The organism is Kangiella japonica (assembly GCF_039523535.1).
Lineage (GTDB): Bacteria > Pseudomonadota > Gammaproteobacteria > Enterobacterales > Kangiellaceae > Kangiella > Kangiella japonica.
Map to the genome: position 1 here is coordinate 26,133 of NZ_BAAAFM010000003.1, position 18,080 is coordinate 44,212.

21 protein-coding genes are annotated in these 18,080 nt (G+C 44.6%); 10 read left to right on the forward strand and 11 right to left on the reverse strand.

Annotated elements, in window-relative coordinates; translation table 11 throughout:
• Window positions 1–52: 52 nt before the first annotated feature.
• Genes ABD128_RS03585 through gloA form a run of 3 tightly spaced genes read right to left on the reverse strand, consistent with a single transcriptional unit; the run spans window position 53 to window position 1,216 of the window.
• Window positions 53–427, reverse strand: coding sequence for a hypothetical protein (locus ABD128_RS03585; protein WP_343986660.1), 375 nt, complete (start codon window positions 425–427; stop codon window positions 53–55).
• A 4-nt stretch (window positions 428–431) separates the two neighbouring features.
• Window positions 432–764, reverse strand: coding sequence for a hypothetical protein (locus ABD128_RS03590; protein WP_343986662.1), 333 nt, complete (start codon window positions 762–764; stop codon window positions 432–434).
• A 53-nt stretch (window positions 765–817) separates the two neighbouring features.
• On the reverse strand, window positions 818–1,216 hold the full coding sequence (gene gloA, locus ABD128_RS03595; RefSeq protein WP_343986665.1) for a lactoylglutathione lyase: 399 nt from the start codon (window positions 1,214–1,216) through the stop codon (window positions 818–820).
• A gap of 185 nt (window positions 1,217–1,401) precedes the next feature.
• Between gloA and pyrC the strand changes: the two genes are divergently transcribed.
• A complete protein-coding gene (gene pyrC / locus ABD128_RS03600) occupies window positions 1,402–2,442 on the forward strand; it encodes a dihydroorotase (RefSeq protein WP_343986669.1) in 1,041 nt (346 codons plus the stop codon).
• Between the two features lie 14 nt (window positions 2,443–2,456).
• Window positions 2,457–3,104 (forward strand): ribonuclease T, encoded by a 648-nt coding sequence (gene rnt, locus ABD128_RS03605; protein ID WP_343986672.1) that lies wholly within the window; start codon window positions 2,457–2,459, stop codon window positions 3,102–3,104.
• Between the two features lie 37 nt (window positions 3,105–3,141).
• On the opposite strand, the gene ABD128_RS03610 is transcribed toward rnt, so the two are convergent.
• A complete protein-coding gene (locus tag ABD128_RS03610; protein ID WP_227592915.1) occupies window positions 3,142–3,390 on the reverse strand; it encodes a hypothetical protein in 249 nt (82 codons plus the stop codon).
• A gap of 192 nt (window positions 3,391–3,582) precedes the next feature.
• Here ABD128_RS03610 and ABD128_RS03615 point away from each other — a divergent pair, with 192 nt between their 5' ends.
• The 4 genes from ABD128_RS03615 to ABD128_RS03630 all read left to right on the forward strand — a co-directional run bounded on the left by ABD128_RS03615 (window position 3,583) and on the right by ABD128_RS03630 (window position 8,669).
• A complete protein-coding gene (locus ABD128_RS03615) occupies window positions 3,583–4,602 on the forward strand; it encodes an isoaspartyl peptidase/L-asparaginase family protein (protein WP_343986676.1) in 1,020 nt (339 codons plus the stop codon).
• Between the two features lie 13 nt (window positions 4,603–4,615).
• Window positions 4,616–5,086, forward strand: a complete 471-nt coding sequence (locus ABD128_RS03620; RefSeq protein WP_343986679.1) for a hypothetical protein — start codon at window positions 4,616–4,618, stop codon at window positions 5,084–5,086.
• A 321-nt stretch (window positions 5,087–5,407) separates the two neighbouring features.
• Entirely contained in the window at window positions 5,408–7,132 is a 1,725-nt protein-coding gene (locus ABD128_RS03625) for a GMC oxidoreductase (RefSeq protein ID WP_343986682.1), read from the forward strand.
• Between the two features lie 271 nt (window positions 7,133–7,403).
• Complete coding sequence (locus ABD128_RS03630) at window positions 7,404–8,669, forward strand: gluzincin family metallopeptidase (RefSeq protein WP_343986685.1); 1,266 nt, start codon at window positions 7,404–7,406, stop codon at window positions 8,667–8,669.
• On the opposite strand, the gene ABD128_RS03635 is transcribed toward ABD128_RS03630, so the two are convergent.
• The 3 genes from ABD128_RS03635 to ABD128_RS03645 all read right to left on the reverse strand — a co-directional run bounded on the left by ABD128_RS03635 (window position 8,652) and on the right by ABD128_RS03645 (window position 12,116).
• Window positions 8,652–9,848 (reverse strand): AAA family ATPase, encoded by a 1,197-nt coding sequence (locus tag ABD128_RS03635; RefSeq protein WP_343986687.1) that lies wholly within the window; start codon window positions 9,846–9,848, stop codon window positions 8,652–8,654. The two genes, ABD128_RS03630 and ABD128_RS03635, sit on opposite strands and share 18 nt — an antisense overlap.
• Window positions 9,849–10,440: 592 nt before the next feature.
• On the reverse strand, window positions 10,441–11,046 hold the full coding sequence (locus tag ABD128_RS03640) for a peroxiredoxin C (protein ID WP_110198884.1): 606 nt from the start codon (window positions 11,044–11,046) through the stop codon (window positions 10,441–10,443).
• Window positions 11,047–11,180: 134 nt separating this feature from the next.
• On the reverse strand, window positions 11,181–12,116 hold the full coding sequence (locus tag ABD128_RS03645) for a LysR family transcriptional regulator (RefSeq protein WP_343986694.1): 936 nt from the start codon (window positions 12,114–12,116) through the stop codon (window positions 11,181–11,183).
• A gap of 105 nt (window positions 12,117–12,221) precedes the next feature.
• Here ABD128_RS03645 and ABD128_RS03650 point away from each other — a divergent pair, with 105 nt between their 5' ends.
• From ABD128_RS03650 to bfr, 3 genes are all read left to right on the forward strand, one after another.
• The gene (locus ABD128_RS03650) at window positions 12,222–12,788 is read left to right on the forward strand and encodes a flavodoxin family protein (RefSeq protein ID WP_343986697.1); all 567 of its coding nucleotides are present in this window, start codon (window positions 12,222–12,224) and stop codon (window positions 12,786–12,788) included.
• Between the two features lie 241 nt (window positions 12,789–13,029).
• Window positions 13,030–13,245: a (2Fe-2S)-binding protein gene (locus ABD128_RS03655; RefSeq protein WP_110198887.1), complete on the forward strand. Its 216-nt coding sequence runs from the start codon at window positions 13,030–13,032 to the stop codon at window positions 13,243–13,245.
• Between the two features lie 314 nt (window positions 13,246–13,559).
• Entirely contained in the window at window positions 13,560–14,039 is a 480-nt protein-coding gene (gene bfr, locus ABD128_RS03660; RefSeq protein WP_110198888.1) for a bacterioferritin, read from the forward strand.
• 71 nt (window positions 14,040–14,110) lie between these two features.
• Here the strand turns inward: bfr and ABD128_RS03665 are convergent, their stop codons facing one another.
• From ABD128_RS03665 to grxD, 4 genes are all read right to left on the reverse strand, one after another.
• The gene (locus ABD128_RS03665; RefSeq protein ID WP_343986703.1) at window positions 14,111–14,833 is read right to left on the reverse strand and encodes a glycerophosphodiester phosphodiesterase; all 723 of its coding nucleotides are present in this window, start codon (window positions 14,831–14,833) and stop codon (window positions 14,111–14,113) included.
• Window positions 14,814–15,527 (reverse strand): NYN domain-containing protein, encoded by a 714-nt coding sequence (locus ABD128_RS03670; protein WP_343986706.1) that lies wholly within the window; start codon window positions 15,525–15,527, stop codon window positions 14,814–14,816. The genes ABD128_RS03665 and ABD128_RS03670 overlap by 20 nt, the downstream gene beginning before the upstream one ends.
• Before the next feature lie 96 nt (window positions 15,528–15,623).
• On the reverse strand, window positions 15,624–16,019 hold the full coding sequence (locus ABD128_RS03675) for a hypothetical protein (RefSeq protein ID WP_343986709.1): 396 nt from the start codon (window positions 16,017–16,019) through the stop codon (window positions 15,624–15,626).
• Window positions 16,020–16,122: 103 nt separating this feature from the next.
• A complete protein-coding gene (grxD, locus tag ABD128_RS03680; RefSeq protein WP_046560841.1) occupies window positions 16,123–16,452 on the reverse strand; it encodes a Grx4 family monothiol glutaredoxin in 330 nt (109 codons plus the stop codon).
• Between the two features lie 242 nt (window positions 16,453–16,694).
• Here grxD and ABD128_RS03685 point away from each other — a divergent pair, with 242 nt between their 5' ends.
• The gene (locus tag ABD128_RS03685; protein WP_343986713.1) at window positions 16,695–17,762 is read left to right on the forward strand and encodes an ABC transporter ATP-binding protein; all 1,068 of its coding nucleotides are present in this window, start codon (window positions 16,695–16,697) and stop codon (window positions 17,760–17,762) included.
• The last annotated feature ends 318 nt before the right edge of the window (window positions 17,763–18,080 follow it).

An 18,080-nucleotide genomic window follows, 5' to 3' on the forward strand; every position in this document is an offset into this window, starting at 1 on the left:
AAGAACTCATCAATGACCTCGATAGGAATTTCAAAGTAATGAAGTTTTCACTTTATTTGATCAGCCACTGTTTAAAGCCATCGCTATTTAAGTAGCCACGAAAGCCAATCAAATAAATAACAACAAATAGTGAACCGAAAAAGATTAAAACACCCCATAAAGAAAAGAAGTCTTTAGTCAGCACCATCGTAGTTAAAGCTTGTAGCAGTGCCACCACGTAAATTAAGGCTCTTAACATCCCCCAGGCTTTACGAATTCTGCTGAGTAATACAACTTGAGCGAAGGCCAAAGTGCCAAACAAAGACCAGGTTGCGAAGGCAATGAGAATCTCCGCGCCTGTTTCCGTATACATATTAAAGAGTGCCCAGCCAGACACCAACATGATAAGTAAATTAATTACGAGTACTGTTTTGACACCTTGAGGCATAGTTCTACCAATGTTTTTTAAAGGTTAACCCAAAATCCCGCCCCTCAGCGTAAGGAACGATATCGTCTGCTGAAGTAAAATACTCTTCATCAAACAAATTATCAACAAAGAAACCTAAGCTAGTATCTTTATTCAGTTGATACCCTATGGAAAACTGCCCTATCCAAGCAGAAGGAGTTTGCTTTTCACTCGAGGCAACATCATCTTTATGTTGACGATACTCGGTACCAAACCCCACTCGCCAAGCATCAGATTGATAGTGCGCGCTGATATTGATGCGACTCACCGAAATATCCGCTATTGGGTTGTTATCATCGTCTCGACAGTCGACATACATGGCACTTGCAGCCAGTTCTCATTGTGAGTTTAACCTAAGGCAACACTGCTGAACTAGTCAGCAGCATTATGTTTATCTTCTAACAATTCAATCTTATAACCATCTGGATCTTCGACAAAAGCTAACACCGTCGTGCCATGTTTCATAGGGCCAGGCTCGCGTACGATAGTGCCGCCAGCGTCACGAATCTTCTCACAAGCGGCATAAACGTCATCAACAGCAATGGCGATATGACCAAATCCCTCGCCTTTCTCATAGCTGTCCGTATCCCAGTTATGAGTCAACTCAAGCACAGTGTTGTCTTTTTCCTCACCGTAACCCAAGAAAGCTAGCGTGAAGCGACCAGATTCATAGTCATGCTGACGCAAAAGCTTCATGCCCATAATGTCTCGGTAAAACTTGATCGATTCGTCTAAATTGCCAACTCGTAGCATGGTATGTAGTAATCTCATGATGTCTCCAGAAATGTTCTCTTACTAAACAGGGTTTAGTTACTGTATGGACTTGCGTATAATGTCGCGCCATTAAACTAAATTAATAGTTTTAGGTAAACCCGTATTATCGGGCCATCTAACGAACACCTCTAAAGCTTCGTGTTATAGAGGTTTACTGCTTAAAAGCACCGGCAGAGATAAATATGCAAAAATTGACCATTACTCGTCCAGACGACTGGCACATTCACCTTCGTTCTGGCGCGGCCCTGCAGCACACGGTAAAAGACGCTGCTAAACAATTCGCGCGTGCGATCGTTATGCCAAACCTAGTCCCACCTGTGACCAACGTGGAACAAGCGGACGAATACCGTCAGGCCATTATGCGTCACACCACTGAGAGCATGGACTTTGAGCCTTTAATGACTCTGTATTTAACCGACAATACAAGCCCGGAAGATATAATAGCGGCGGTAAATAGTGGTTTCGTTAAAGCCTGTAAGCTTTACCCAGCCGGTGCGACTACAAACTCAGACTCCGGCTTAACCGATATTGAAAACGCTTACCCAGTCTTCGAAAAGATGGCTGAGCTTGGTATGCCACTATTAGTTCATGGCGAAGTGACTGATGCTGAGATTGATATCTTTGATCGTGAAAAGGTGTTTATCGACACAAAACTAGCGCCCGTAGTCAAACAGTTCCCAGACCTTAAAGTCGTTTTAGAACATATCACGACTCGAGACGCCGTAGAATTCGTTAACGAGCAAGGCCCAAACGTCGCGGCCACCATCACTGCTCACCATTTATTGCGCAATCGTAATGACATGTTAGTTGGCGGTATCCGCCCACACCTATACTGTCTGCCGATTTTGAAGCGCCAAGAACACCAAGCCGCGCTTTTAGTTGCAGCGACGTCAGGTTCACCTAAATTTTTCTTAGGCACTGATAGCGCCCCACACGCCAAAAGCAAAAAAGAATCCGCTTGTGGTTGTGCCGGTGTTTACACCGCCAACGCCGCCATCGAGCTGTATGCCGAAGCTTTCGAAATGGTGGACAAGCTTGATCGACTTGAAGGATTCGCAAGTTTCCATGGCCCAGATTTCTACGGCCTACCGCGCAATGAACAAAAAATCACCCTAGTTAAAGAAGAATGGCAAATGCCGAAACACTTAACGCTAGGCAACGATAAATTAGTTCCATTTTGCGCCGAAGATATGATTCAGTGGAAGCTAAAAGCAGACCTATAAGCTAAGGAATATACATGCTCAACTTGCCCCTTAACGCTCGATTCCGTGGCTTTTACCCTGTTGTGGTCGACGTCGAAACAGGCGGCTTTAACGCCCAAACTGACGCCTTGCTCGAAATTGCAGCCGTCACTACTCGATATAACGACGACGGACTACTTGAAGTATACAAAAGCTACCACTTTAACGTCGAGCCGTTTGAAGGGGCAAACATCGAGCAACGCGCACTGGAGTTCACCGGAATCGATCCGAGTAACCCACTGCGCAATGCGGTTGATGAAAGCGAAGCACTTAAATCTATATTTAAAGAATTACGCAATGAACAAAAAGAAGCCGAGTGTAATCGCTGTGTCTTAGTGGGGCATAACGCTTGGTTCGATCAAAGTTTCCTTAACGCTGCCGTTGAGCGTGCTAATATTAAGCGCAACCCATTCCACCCTTTCACTAGTTTCGACACGGCATCACTTTCAGCCCTAATGCTTGGACACACCGTCTTAGCACAGGCCTGTAAACGTGCTGAAATAACTTTCAGTCAAAAAGAAGCTCATTCTGCTTTATATGATGCGACCAAGACCGCTGAATTATTTTGTCACCTTGTCAATCGTGCCAACCTCGCCCAAGCGGATGAAAACTTTGTCGCTGAGCTTGAGGTGAAAGACGAATAGCAAAGACGAGATTGATACCGCTAAGCAACTACAAGTGTCAGCGCTGATATAAACAGCGCCCACACAACTCCTCACACGTTACCTCCAAGATCAAAGTCTTTACCAACTTTTTGAGCTGAGTTTGGCTACTAGTCTGCAACTCTTGATAGCTAATCAAGCCAGAATTAAACAATTCCTGCAAACGACGTCCTTGCCAACGCCTAACGACCTGCCCACTGCCCTGCTCGACCAGTTCTAAATATGGCTGCCTTTTATCGAGCCAAGCATTAATTAGATAATTAATCATGTTACTTTTCCTTCAATCTATTATTGTTCGTATTGTATAAACCAAACACCCAAATGAGAATAATTCTCATGCGCGTTAAAATCAAGCTTAATATCCTATTAATTTGTCAGTCGTCACAGATCAGAGTTAACAAGCTGCCTGCCATGTGATAGAACGTTAAAACTTCAATAATAAAATGGTTTAGAAAACGCAATGATGACCAAACTCCTTAAAGCTTTAGCATTAACGGCTCTATTGACCGTCAGTTTCAGCAGCTTTGCCATAACCAAGCCAGAGCGCCCATACGGGCTGGTGATTCATGGTGGCGCAGGTACTATACTGAAAAAGAACATGACGCCAGAAACTGAAAAAGCCTACCGTGAAAAGCTCGATGAAGCCTTAGAAGCAGGCTACACGGTATTAGAAAAAGGTGGCACCAGCGTCGAAGCCGTAAAAGCCGCAATCGTTATTATGGAAGACTCCCCTCTTTTCAATGCAGGCAAGGGTGCTGTTTTTACCCACGAAGGCGTCAACGAACTCGACGCATCGATTATGTATAGCGATGACTTGTCCGCAGGTGCCGTCGCTGGCGTGAGCCACATCAAAAATCCTATTCTACTAGCCGATAAAGTCAGAACAGACTCAGTTCACGTCATGATGGCGCGCGAAGGTGCCGAAGCATTCGCCAAAGAACTGGGCTTTGAGCTAGTTGATACGAAATATTTCTTCACGCAAAGCCGCTGGGATCAGCTACAAAAGGTCCTAAAACACACACCTGAAAAACCTGAGCTCTCCGAAGACGAAGCTAAAAACTCAAAGTTCGGCACCGTAGGTGCGGTTGCTTTGGACAGAGACGGTAATATTGCCGCCGCAACCTCAACCGGTGGTATGACAAATAAGCGTTACGGCCGCATTGGCGACACACCAATTATTGGAGCAGGAACCTATGCCGACAAAAACTGCGGTGTTTCTGCAACTGGCCACGGCGAATACTTCATTCGTGCAGCCGTCACTCACGATATTTGCGCGCGCGTAAAATACAAGCGCCAAGGAATTCAACAGTCCGCAGACGAAGTAATTCATGAAAAACTCGTCGACATGGGCGGTGACGGTGGCGTTATCGGTTTAGACGCAGGCGCCAATATTATGGCCAGCTTTAACACTGAAGGCATGTATCACGGCTGGAAAACCAGTAACGGACAATCGGCAGTTAAAATATACAAAGGTGAATAACAGGTAATTAATTATGGCAACTAAAAAACACCTTTTAAAAACATCACTGGTAGCGGTAGCGCTTAGCGCGCTGCTCTCCTGCTCCGATGATAAAGCTCCTAAAAAGACAAACGAGAAACAACCTCAAGAAACGCAAAACCAACAACAAACCGAAGATTCACAAGAGATTTTTAATAGCCCGACCGAGCCTCAAGAAACTGAAACTCAAGATTCGCCAGAAATAAAGAAAGGGCTCTACGTATATCATCAAGATAAAGCCACTTTCATCGACTGTAGTAACAACCTAAGCTACCCCGTCGCTAAAGAAGGCAACTTCTACGAACTTGAAGCGACCTACATCGCATTAAAAGATCAGGCTCAGCAGCAGCTCCTGTTTGAAGTTAAAGGCGACTACGCCATGCGCACCCCAGAACAAGGCGACGACGTTGATATGTTAATCCCAACAGAACTATTGGGCGTGGTACACAAAGAAAGCTGTCCCTAGAAATCACTAAAAGTTAATCCATCAAGAAACTGGGGTTAAGCTCGCGCCCCAGTATCACACACCCAACGCTGGCAACTTAAAGCTTAAACACCTACATATTAAGGCTTATACGCTTTAATAATTAGTGATATATCGTTGTTTTAATGCTTCTTTGCATAGACTAATCCGAACAGTTACTTACCTTTTGTTTGTTCAACTTTTGTATTGCTATACTCGATATATCTAGTTTTCTGAAGGGATGCAGAAAACGCTTCATACCGCCCTTCTTAAGCTAGCAAAATAATAATCATTAACACCATATAGCATAGAAGGAATCATCGAATGACGTTAAACTACAGCAAGTTTTTTAAAGGAGTCAATCCCGAGCCAGCGGGCGAAAGCCAAGGCTACCCCGTTCCAGGCCCCCAGGGCGCTAGCGCCGATCAAATCGCAGGCAACGCTTTTTTTGCCTCTGAATGCGACTGGAAGACTATCGTAAACCAAGTCTACGACTACATTGTAATTGGCACAGGTCCGACAGGCGTGGCTTTTATTGACCAAATCTATAAAGACAATCCAAGTGCGAAAATTCTGGTGCTTGAGCGAGGTGGCTTCTGGTTGCCAGTACACTATCAAATGCTACCCGATGCTTTTGCTGCAACAACCGGCTCACCACCGACGACTTACCCTTGGTCACGAACCACCGAAATGGTCAACACAGCGCCTGAGTTCTTCCAAGCAGGTTATATGCCAATCGTTGGCGGACGTTCGACTTACTGGAGTGCATGGAGCCCTTCTCCAACGCCAGACTTAATGCGCGACTGGCCACAGTCCTTAGTCGATACCACCCTTGAGCCAGAGTTCTGGCCACGAGCAAAAGAATTCCTACACGTCACTTCGATGGACAAAATTAATGATGGCGTCTACGCCAACCTGCAAACTCAGCTCGATCAAAACATCGCCAAGAACTTCAAACAGTTTGTACCCTCCGCCGAAAACGCTTACCCAGCGCCAATCGCCGTGGACAATTCCGAGTGGAAAACCGTCAAGTTTTATAAGTATTCAACCGTAGGCACGCTACTCAATATCCACCAGCGCCAGCAGCAACTCGCTAAAGAAGAAAAAGGCACCGAACTCACCATCGTTGACCAGTGCGTGGTGCAAGAACTTCTACATGACGACAAAGGCACCGTTATCGCTATCGACACCGACCGCGGAGCAGTCAATGTATCTAGCGCTAAAATCATTCTCGCCATGGGCGCGATACCGCCAGCAACCTTGCTCATGAACTCCTTCGGTGACCAACTCCCGAACGCAGGCCAACGCTACACTGGCCACTTCATGTCCCACGTTACCGCCCGAGTTAAACGCTCAGCTTACAAAGACCTCTCAGACTTAGAAATCGGTGCCGTCTACCTCGACGGAAAGGATGCATCAGGCTACCAGTACCACGTCCAAGCCAGCGTCTTCGCCGAAAGCAACCCTGAACAAGACAAAGTCACCACCGCACGCGAATGCCCCGATGCTGCCGCCGCACCCACCATGCAGCAACTTATTGGCTCGGAAGACTACGTCGTCTTTGTTTGCGCAACCCTAGGGGAAATTAGCGAAAAGAACAGCGACAACTGGATCAAGCTCAACAAAGGCAAAGACCCAACCACCAACATCTCGCTACAATTAATTCTGGGCAATGAAGAGAAGGCCCTGTGGGATCAACTCGACACAGCCACCTACCAAACCATAGCAGCGCTCACGACCTCAGAGAGCACCACACCAGAAATCGAATACTGGATAGACACCCCAGACGGCAGTGGCTACTGGACCACCGACAAACCACCCGTCGACCAGATCCGCCTCAACATCATTGTCCACGAAGCCTCACAAATCTGGGCAGGCGAAGATCCAGAAAGCTCCGTGGTAGGTTTAGACTACCGCCCACACGGCGTGAACAATGTCTACGTCACGGGTGCAGGAATTTTTCCAACCTCAGGCTCCTGGAACCCAACTCTCACCATGTGTGGTTTTGCTCAAGATTTAGCGATCAAGCTTTCTGATAAGCAGATATAGATAATCAGCACCCACAAAAAAGCCCCAAGCAATACTTGGGGCTTACATACTCACAAGTCTTACTAAGACTCACTTTTTCTAACTCAGCTCCCCAAAGCCTTAACTTTATTAACATCAAGGCGGCACATAAGAATAAAATGATACCGTTACAACAAATTTAACTTATTTAACAAATAATGTGATCGTGACGGTTGATAGCGATCGCTAAATCACGCAACCTTAGCTGTATTCGTAACATCTTTACGTTAAATCGCTACGTACGGAGCTATTTATGTATCTGCTATTTCGCTCAGGGCTGTTATCTCGCTCAGGGCTGCTATTCCGCTCAGGGCTACTATTAATCTCGTTGTGCCTGCTAACTGTAATGACCGCCAAGGCCAAGCAAACAAAAACGTATCAGTTGCAATACCACGCCACCATTAATCCTGACACCGAGCAGGCAGAGGTTCAAATTACCCTGCCCGATGCCAAGCTTGTCAATAGTATTAATTTCCGTCTCGACGAGAGCTTCCATAGCAACGTTAAGGGCAATGGCGAGCTAGAGCTAAAAGATGGCCGAGCTATTTGGCAGCCACCGGAAAAAAATGCTCGTCTGAGTTACACAGTGGAACTTAATCATGAACGCAGCCCCGGCGCGTATGACTCTATCTATCAAAAAGATTTTGCCATATTCCGTGGCGACGACCTTATTCCGCCCGCCAAGGTACGCACCAAGCCAGGCGCCCACAGTAAGGCCACTCTCACCTTTGAACTGCCTCAACATTGGAACAGCATAAACAGTGGCTGGCCTAAAAAAGACGATCGACACTTTATTATTGACAACCCCGAACGCCGCTTTGATCGCCCCACCGGCTGGTTTATCGCTGGAAAACTTGGCACCCGCCGAGAGAAATTGAATGGCACTCACATTGCCATCAGCGCGCCTCAAAATTCAAGTGTAAAACGTATGGATTTAGTCAGTTTTATCCTGATGAATTGGCCACAGCTTCACGAATTGGTGGGTGAGTTACCCCCTAGAATACTCGTTGTGTCCGCACCCGATCCTATGTGGCGCGGTGGATTATCTGGCCCCAACTCACTATTTTTCCATGCCGACCGCCCCATGGTTAGTGAAAACGGTACTAGCCCCTTACTACACGAACTGTTCCACACCCTAACCGGTATTACCGATAAAGGTAACGACGACTGGATAGTGGAAGGCCTAGCTGAATACTACGCCATTGAAATCCTTTACCGTAGCGGTGGCTTGAGCGAGGACAGACGCGAACGCGTTTTCAACTGGTTAGCAGACTGGAGTAAAGATATCAAAAAACTACGCGGCCACTCCTCAACTGGGCAAAAAACCGCGCGCGCAGTTATTTTACTAGAAGCCTTAGCGCAAGAAATCAGCGAAAAGACCGAGCGCGAAAAATCTCTAGATGAGCTTACGCGTGCACTCATTAAAGAAAAGCACGTTGACCTCGCCATGATAAAAAATATTGTGGAGAACCTTATCGGCACACCCTCCGACACCCTAGATTCACCACTTTTGAAATAGCACTTGTATATCTTTTACAGCTAAGGCCGCATTATGCGGCTTTGGAGTTATTGTACTCTGCCCCCATTTATTTTCAGAAAATTCTTTTGCATGCCTCCATAGTGCCATCCATGTGCCTTGTCCCACACCATCAAGGGCAACATTGGAGAAGACCTTTTTAGCCCCTTCGTTCGCAATATTTCGCTTATTTTTTGCATCAGATCTCGCAGTAATTAGAGCTTGAATTGTTTCATCAGACAAACCAAGCTTTAAGCTATCGATTCCATCTTTTATTCGTTTATGAACAATTCTATCTTGCGCAATAGCTTTGAGACGGCCTTCCACGTCTTTTTGAGCCAAAGCTGTTTCTATCGCAACGCGCTCATCGTCAAGCTCTTTAGAGTACTCGCATTTTTGTTCAATAACCTCTGGCTTGGTGGTGGCTTTAAGTGTATTTAGCCATTGTATTGGCGCAGCATGGATTAACATTGGAGGGGTGCTAGGGAGCTTCGACGTGAGCTTCATTTTTTCTTGTTTCAGAAATGTTGACACACGATCACATATTGTAATTAGAGATGAATTGAAACGCATACTACTTGGCTCATATGTCGCTTCGTTTTTTCCCATGTACATTTGCGCAGTCTTTGTATCGAAAACATGAACATGACGTAGATGTGCTAATGCTCCACCACTAAGGGTCCAAGGAACTGACTGTGCTTTTCCATTTAAAGATAACTCTATATCCGCCGTAGCGGGTGGTGGTTCTTTCGAGAATACGTTGCCTAGCAGCTCATCCTTAGCTCTTGAGCCACATGCCTGTTTCAGAATGCGAGAGAAGCTTGTTTTCCCTGATCCATTTGCACCATATATAACTGCAAGGTTTGTATTGCCAAATGCAATAGATGCACCTGCTTTGATTGCGTTAACACCTGAGACACCGGAAATGTTATTGATACGTAGTTCTGGGCGTTGAGCTGCCTGAGCCAAAGCACCAGGTATTATTTTAGAGAAGCCTTCCTTTGCCCCCGACGCCTCTTTAAAGCATAGCCTTGCAAGCTCTGCTATTTCCTCTTCATTAGGCATTCTTTTTGAGTCAATAAGTAATCGCGCTGCGGATTGTAGCCACTTAGGGCGCTCATTAACCCAAGCTTCGAAGCCATCGGGTTCTTGTGAATGATGATCTTCTTGTATGCTATTCATCTTCCAAATCCTTGTGCAATAAATCTTGGCATGAGAAGCGAGATTAATTTGCTTAACTTAAGAATACACGAACTCTGTTATAACTCACTAATTTTTATAGAATTATCATTCCAAAAAAGTGGTTAATACCCTAGTAAAGGCGGTTTTGAAGTGTAGTATCGCTTGGGGTTCCAATAAAATGTGTCCTAAATGGCGATTTCCCTACAGCCCTATTCCTGTATTCTTAGTTTAGTTTATTTAGTGTTCAGGTAGAGATTACTGTAAGTTTTGGGGAGTGTCAAAATGTAAGCCTTGGGACTCGACTGGCTTGTCATCCTGACGAAAGTCAGGATCTTATTAAGTCCCTTAAATACGTTTGCAAGATCCTGAATCAAGTTCAGGATGACATTCCTTATTTTTTCGAGCACAAAAAAAAAGCCCCAAGGCTTTCACCCCAGGGCTTTTAAATTACGCAGGAAAATTGTTCAAATTCGAGGCGGTTGGTGGTTTTTCAGCGGAGGTGATACTTAAAGGTATTTCCTTCGGTCACCAAAGGTCATTGAGCATGAAAAATCATCAACCAACAATGAAGTTGGACAATTTAACCAGTTATTTATAGTTTGTCAGCTTCTTCTGAAAGATACTTCGCAACACCCTCTGGGCTCGCATCCATACCTTTGTCACCTTGGTTCCAGCCAGCTGGGCAAACTTCGCCGTGCTCTTCGTGGAACTGAAGCGCGTCTACCATGCGGATCATTTCGTCAACGTTACGGCCTAGTGGTAGGTCGTTGACGACTTGGTGACGTACTACGCCGTCTTTGTCGATTAGGAATGAACCACGGAATGCTACGCCTGCTTCTGGGTGCTCAACGTCATACGCTTGGCAGATTTCGTGCTTTACGTCTGCTACTAGCGTGTAACCAACTTGGCCGATACCGCCGTCGTTGATTGCTGTGTTACGCCATGCGTTGTGTGTGAAGTGTGAGTCGATAGATACGCCTACAACTTCTACGCCACGCTTTTTGAATTCTGCTAGACGACGGTCAAAAGCGATTAACTCAGACGGACATACGAATGTGAAGTCTAGTGGGTAGAAGAATAGAACAGTTGGCTTGCCTTTTGTTGCTTCTGCAAAGTTGTAATCTTCAACAATCTCGCCATTACCTAAAACAGCTGCAGCAGTAAAATCTGGTGCCTTACGGCTTACTAATACTCCCATTATTTCCTCCAAGAGTTTTATGTTTTAAAATTCGTGAGCGTATTATACGCTTTTGTATGGGTATGTCTTATGCGATCACACGATAGATTAGTTTTAGCTATGGGTTCATAGCTTTTTACTAAAACACCTATATATTAAGCAGTTATCGCTTCTTTCGTGCGCCTTACACTATCACGCATGAGACCTCTAAACCACCGATGAAGCGCCATTTGGTGCTGACGCTCATGCCAGTAAAGATATATGTCTAAATACGGTGTTTTCAAGGGCAGTTCTTTAATCACTATGTCATATTTATCGGCATCTTTTTCCGCAACCAGGCGAGGCATGGCAAAAATCAGATCGGTGCGACTACAAATATCCATCGCTAGGTGAAAGGTTGGGACGAACAGGGCTATGTTTCGACTCAATCCTTCTTTTTCGAGCAGGGTATCCACTAGCCCCTGCCCTTTTCCGGTTACGGTGACTAAGCCGTGCCTTTGTTGCGTATAGGCAGTTTTGCTGATGGTTTTGGCGCTGGCAAGTTTGTGGCTCGATGCCATAACCATCACAAAGTCGTGTTGTACTAGATGGAAATGGTGATACTTGGTGCTGTTGAGGGATTTATTATCATCAATAATTAAGAAGTCGATTTCTCCTTCTTCTAAAAGCGTCACAGCGTCGGGACGATAACTGATGGATCGCATAGCGACATTAGGCGCTTCTTTTTGTAGGTCTTGCCACAGATTAGGAAGAAATAAGCTGATTTCCGAGTCCATCGACATGATGCTGAGCTCACCTGTGGCATCTTTGGGCACAAACTCCTCAGGTTGCATTAGACACATAAAATCGGCCAACCAGCTTTTTAGTCGAGGCTGAATCTGAAGCGCTCTTTCGGTTAGCTGATAACCACTTCCGACTCGAATTAATAAGGGATCTTTTAAGGTTTCTCGTAAGCGCTGTAAAGAACGGCTGACTGCCGGCTGACTCATGTTTAATCGCACCGCGGCATTAGAGATATGTCGCTCTTCGAGGATTACATCCAGTAGCAGTAACAGGTTGAGATCGACGTTTCTAAAATTCTCTATGTGCATAACGGTTATCCAGATGATTCATTTTATGAATAACTATAAAACGAATATATTAGCGCCATCAAGTTAATTTTAGCGTGTTTATTCACAAACACTGGAGGATACAAGATGAGCAATTCAATCGCAGTGGTTTACCACAGTGGCTACGGTCATACACAAGTTTTAGCAGAAGCTGTTATCGAAGGCATCAAAGAAGGTGGCGCTAATGCTCTACTGGTTCCGGTCGATAAAGTTGACGAACACTGGGATGATCTAGCGGATGCCAAAGGCATAATTTTTGGTAGCCCAACTTACATGGGTAGCGTTAGTGCCGACTTTAAAGGCTTTATGGATAAGTCATCGAAAGTCTGGGCTGAGCAAGGTTGGAAAGACAAACTAGCAGCCGGCTTCACTAATTCAGGTTCACAAAGCGGCGACAAGCTCAATACGTTAATGCAAATGTCGGTATTCGCGGCTCAGCAAGGTATGTTATGGGTTAGTCTAGGCTTAATGCCTGGTAATAACAGCAGCACCGCGTCAGTCAACGATCTTAATCGTATTGGCAGTTACTTAGGCGCTATGGCGCAAAGTAATACTGACCAAGGTGCTGATGTCGCTCCACCAACGTCTGATCGTGAAACAGCTAAGATGTTGGGCAAACGTGTCGCTGAAACGGCCTCACGCTACAAGCTTTAAAGCTTAAGTATCATAGGTTACTCCTTTTGAGCTTCTATTAAATCCAAATATCATAGTTACGCTACTTACCCCTAAGAAGCTCCTTTTGGCCACGCAAGTGGCCTTTTTTTATGCCCAATCAGTTCAAAATATGCGCCAACCCAAATAGCAATGTTAAAATGATTGACAATCATTCTCATTTGTAAGAAAATTCTGCCCATAAAGAATTTGTATCCTAAATACTGCAAGAGAGATTGAATTTATGTACGTTTGTCTATGTAAAGCGGTCACAGACAAAGCAATCAAAAAAGCGGCCTGTGAAGGTGCTTGCTCTATGCGATGCCTTAATAAAATGGGTGTAGCGACTCAATGTGGCAAATGCGCACGCGATGCCAAGCAGATTTTAAGGGCAACTCGTGCTGAGCTGGATATGCAGTTGAACGCGGACTCTGGCAGAATAGCTATTCACGCTGCCTAAGTCTTTATTTGCAGTCCAATGCTTTAGCTTGTTGAAGCAACAAGCTTTCTGCTACTTTTTCAATTCCTGCAAGCTCGCTCCATTATTCTCGAATCACCCTCTCCTATACCCCCTGCTATAAATAACCCGTATCTATTTAGTAACGCTGTCAGAGAGTTACGCTGTTGATTGAGAAACAAGTCCAAACAAGAATTGATTCCAATTGATAACGTTTCTGATTTCTATTTAATTTCAATAACTTAGAGAACCTTTGGCTTGCTAAACTGGTTCAAGCTTCCTACAATGGAGGAATAGTTCATTAATTGGAGAGATATATGAAAGGCGACGCAAAAGTTATTGAAATATTGAATAAGGTGCTAGGCAACGAGCTAGTGGCCATCAACCAATACTTCCTACACGCTCGCATGTACAAGGACTGGGGCTTAAAAGAATTAGCCGACCACGAGTACGAAGAATCGATCGATGAGATGAAGCACGCGGACTGGTTAATCGAGCGTATTTTATTCCTTGAAGGCTTACCAAACCTGCAAGATCTAGGTCGTTTACGCATTGGTGAAGACACCAAAGAAATCTTAGAGTGTGACCTAGCGTTAGAATTACAAGCGATCCCAGACTTACGCGACGGTATCGAATATTGCGAAAAAGTTCGTGATTTCGTGAGCCGTGATTTATTACAAGAAATCTTAGAGAGCGAAGAAGAGCACGTAGATTGGTTAGAAACACAGTTAGGCTTGATCGAGAAGATTGGCCTTCAGAATTACCAGGCTGAAAAGATGAAGAAGAACGGTAACTAAACGTTAAGCATTTTGATTTTCATTAAAGGCGCTTTTTAGCGCCTTTTTCTTTATTGGTATCCCGACTTTACCTACATCTCACCTGCTCTTTCATTAGCGAGAAAGTCCCGTACTCTATCGGGATAGTCGGTAAAGATACCATCGGCACCAAGCTCCCTAGAGTTCTGAATTTTATCTAACTCGTTTACCGTGTGGACATACACTTTCATGCCTGTGGAATGGGCTTGCTCGATTAAAGCTTGATTCAGCATCGAGTAACTTGGGTGGAAGCTGTAGGCATTGATTTCATCGGCAAAGTCGAAAGCAATAATCGGCTGGTCGTCGGCAATCACTCCTATACGAATCTCGGGATCAAACTCATAGATTAGGTACAGCTCTGAAAAGTGATACGAAGAAATAATAAACTGCTCTTTCTTAAATCGCCTTTTATCGAGAAGTTTAACGAGTTTCATCACTAGGCTGGCGGTATTGATTCCTTTCAGCTCGATATTAATAAATGCTTTATCGCCGATGAGCTCGATAACCTCCGCTAACAAAGGAATTTTCTCGCCCTGCCCTGCGTCGAGTTGACGCAAATCATTAAGTGAGTAATCGAGCAATCGTCCACAACCATTGGTAGTCCGATCTAGTGTATCGTCATGAAATACTAAAAGCTCATCATCTATATTTTGAACATCGAACTCCACACCATCGACGCCAATCTCCAAGGCTTTTTTAAAAGACAACAACGTATTCTCTGGTGCAAGCCCCATCGCACCGCGGTGACCAATGACGTCAAACTTCGGTGTCTTCATTCTTGATATCTTTGACTACAATCTGATTGCCCACTTTTTTGGTCTGGAACAAGTCAATCACCTTGATCAAGTCGCTCAGTTTTTTATAGCCATAATTTCGAATATCGATCGATGATTTATTGGTAATAAAAGAACCAATAGGACCTAGCGACGCCCAGCCCTTGTCGTCAGAGTTGAGGTCAATCGCATCCCGAATCAAGGAAATAAGCTTAGTGTCTTGTTTCAGTTTGCTTGGGTTAGTTCTTTGCGACTGCTCACTATCAAGCTTTGAATCCAGAACTAAAAAGCGGCTACAGGAGTTTTTAAAGACATCCTTCGTTTTGCTTTCGCCATAGCCAAATACCAACTTGCCCTCATTAATCAAGCGCATCGACAAAGGCGTGAAGTCACAATCCGAGGTGACTAAACAAAAGATATCGACTTCTTTGGTGAACAGAACGTCCATGACATCAATCGCCATCGCCATATCCGTAGCGTTTTTGCCTTTGGTTAGATCGAACTGTTGGATGGGCTGGATAGCATGTTCAGGTAGTAACTCGATCCAACCTTTTAGGCCATCCTTAGTCCAGTTACCATACGCTTTACGAATGACGACTCGTCCATGACTGGCTAAGTCCGACAAAATTAAGTCAATGTATTTATTCGACACATTGTCAGTATCGATAAATAGTGCGATTAGCTTTTCTTGGCTCATCAATATCCTTTTATATTCATCTGTTTTAGGATTCTATGCTTTCAAACAATACTGACAGTTTACCTCAAATGCAATTCCCCGAGCGCCTCATCACAGTTACATGTTACTCGCTAAGATTGAATAGGCGCTTAAGCGGCTTTTATAAACGACCACACAGCTTAAGATAAAGATGATGCCAGCGATTAGGCTGAGCGATAACCACCAAGATGAAAGCTCTACATAACCTAGCCCCGCCAAAAGACTGCCAATCGGATACCCTGAAGTATGGGCGACAGCTAATTTGCCACTTATTTGTCCTTTCGTAGCGGTAGATAGCGCCATGGCATATCGGCTATAAACTGGTGTGATTAAAGCAATTACAGCTGCAATTGGTACCATCAGAATTATCACTAAGCGTGTAGACTGCGCGACACTAAAACCTAACGTAGCAGCGATTAAGACTAATGACAAAATGATCATAATATTGGGGGAGCGCCAGTTCAGTCGCTTCACAATAAGAAGCTGACACAATACTTTTAATTACTGACAAAAAAGTCACAAAAAAAGCCGCATCAAGTGCGGCTCTTTTGTTTTCTTATGTATCGCTCAATAAGGCTTACTCAGGCTTCTTGCCGTAAGACTCATCCAATACTTGCTGTAATTCGCCTTGCTGGAACATTTCTAAAATAATGTCACAACCGCCGATAAGCTCGCCGTCTACCCATAACTGTGGGAAAGTCGGCCAGTTAGCATATTTTGGCAACTCAGCGCGAATGTCTGGGTTTTGCAAAATATCCACGTAAGCAAATTCGTGGCCACACTCCATTAACGCCTGTACTGCCTGGGCAGAAAAGCCGCACATAGGAAGTTTTGGCGAACCCTTCATATACATCACGACTTTATTGTCGGCAATTTGCTGCTTAATCTGCTCGATAGTTTCGCTCATGGGATCCTCAATTAACTAGTTACACTCTGTTTAAGTGGCGGCGATTATAACGCTTTTCAAGACGCTTTAGCACCCCTAGCCAATGATTCTTTATAATTCTAATTGCCCCTGTCTTTCAAACCTTTGAAAAACAATAAGTCATGACGCCAATTCCGAATTATTTCTAACTAAAACTAGGCTTATTGTCCATGGGTGGTTACAATGCCAACCTAAATGATAATGAATACCACTTCAATTAGCGCATGAGTGACCAACAGCCTCTACTTCAGCTAGATAAAGTCGAATGCCGTTATGGCGATCAAGTCATCGTTAAAGACGTTAGCTTCACCTTAAACCAAGGCGATAGCGCGTGTTTACTCGGTGCGAGTGGTTGTGGCAAGACGACGCTACTACGCGCTATAGCAGGTTTGGAGCCGATTTTTGATGGCTCAATTCGTATTCATGGCGAAGAATGCTCCAACGCTCACTACCTAATGCCACCGGAAAAACGCGGGCTAGGATTAGTGTTTCAGGATCACGCCCTATTCCCTCATTTAACCATTTTCGATAACGTCGCCTTTGGCTTACGCCATCTCAAAAAACATGAGAAAGCCAAGCGTGTGCAAGAATGTCTCGAACTCGTTGGCCTTGCTAAAATGGCTGAGCGTTATCCACACCAGTTATCCGGTGGCCAACAACAACGTATCGCCCTAGCGCGTACTATTGCGCCGAAGCCTAGGCTGATTCTACTAGACGAACCTTTTTCAAGCCTCGATACTCACTTACGCCGCTCTCTTGCTCGCGAGTTAAAGGAAGTGTTGGCCGATCAAAACATTGCGCACCTTCTTGTGACCCACGATCAGCAAGAAGCTTTCGCCATGTCAGACTATATTGGTGTCATGCACGAAGGAAGTTTATTGCAATGGGACAGCCCTTATAACCTATACCACAAGCCACAGGATGCCCAGATAGCTTCCTTTATTGGCGAGGGTTATTTTATCGCTGGAAAAATCTGCGAAAACACAGATACGGTAGAAACTGTTCTCGGCACTTTTGACATTGCAAACGGTTCAGGTTTTGCGGCCGAGCAAGATGTCCTAGTCTTAATGCGCCCAGACGACCTAAAGCCCAAGGCAAATTCAAAGCACCATGCCAAGGTCAGCCACAAGGTATTTAAAGGCGCTATTATTGAGTATGAACTTGAATTACCGAACAAAGAACGCCTAAAAGCAATCTTCCCGAGCCACTATGACTATGAGCTATCACAAGATATAGGGTTCGACTTAGATATCAAGCACCTTATCGTCTATCCGAACCTAATTTCAGTCTGAAAATGTAAAAATAAAAAAATAGTAAAAAGCGCTTGATCACGCGCAAATGCAGACGGCACAAGGGCTTAAAAGTTACCCCACCTTTTCACACAAGTTATCCACAGCTAATTACACAAGATATGCTCTTGCTTCTAATGCAAAAACGCACTATCTTGTATCTATTGGCTTCTGGCATACAATATATGGTGAGTTAACAAGTTGTCCTAACTCGTTGATTTATAGCCAAAGCGCATTGATTTTGTACAAATAACAATCAAAAACCTGTATTCACCTAACGATTTAACTCCTGTGGACATATAAATCGTTAAATAAGCATCA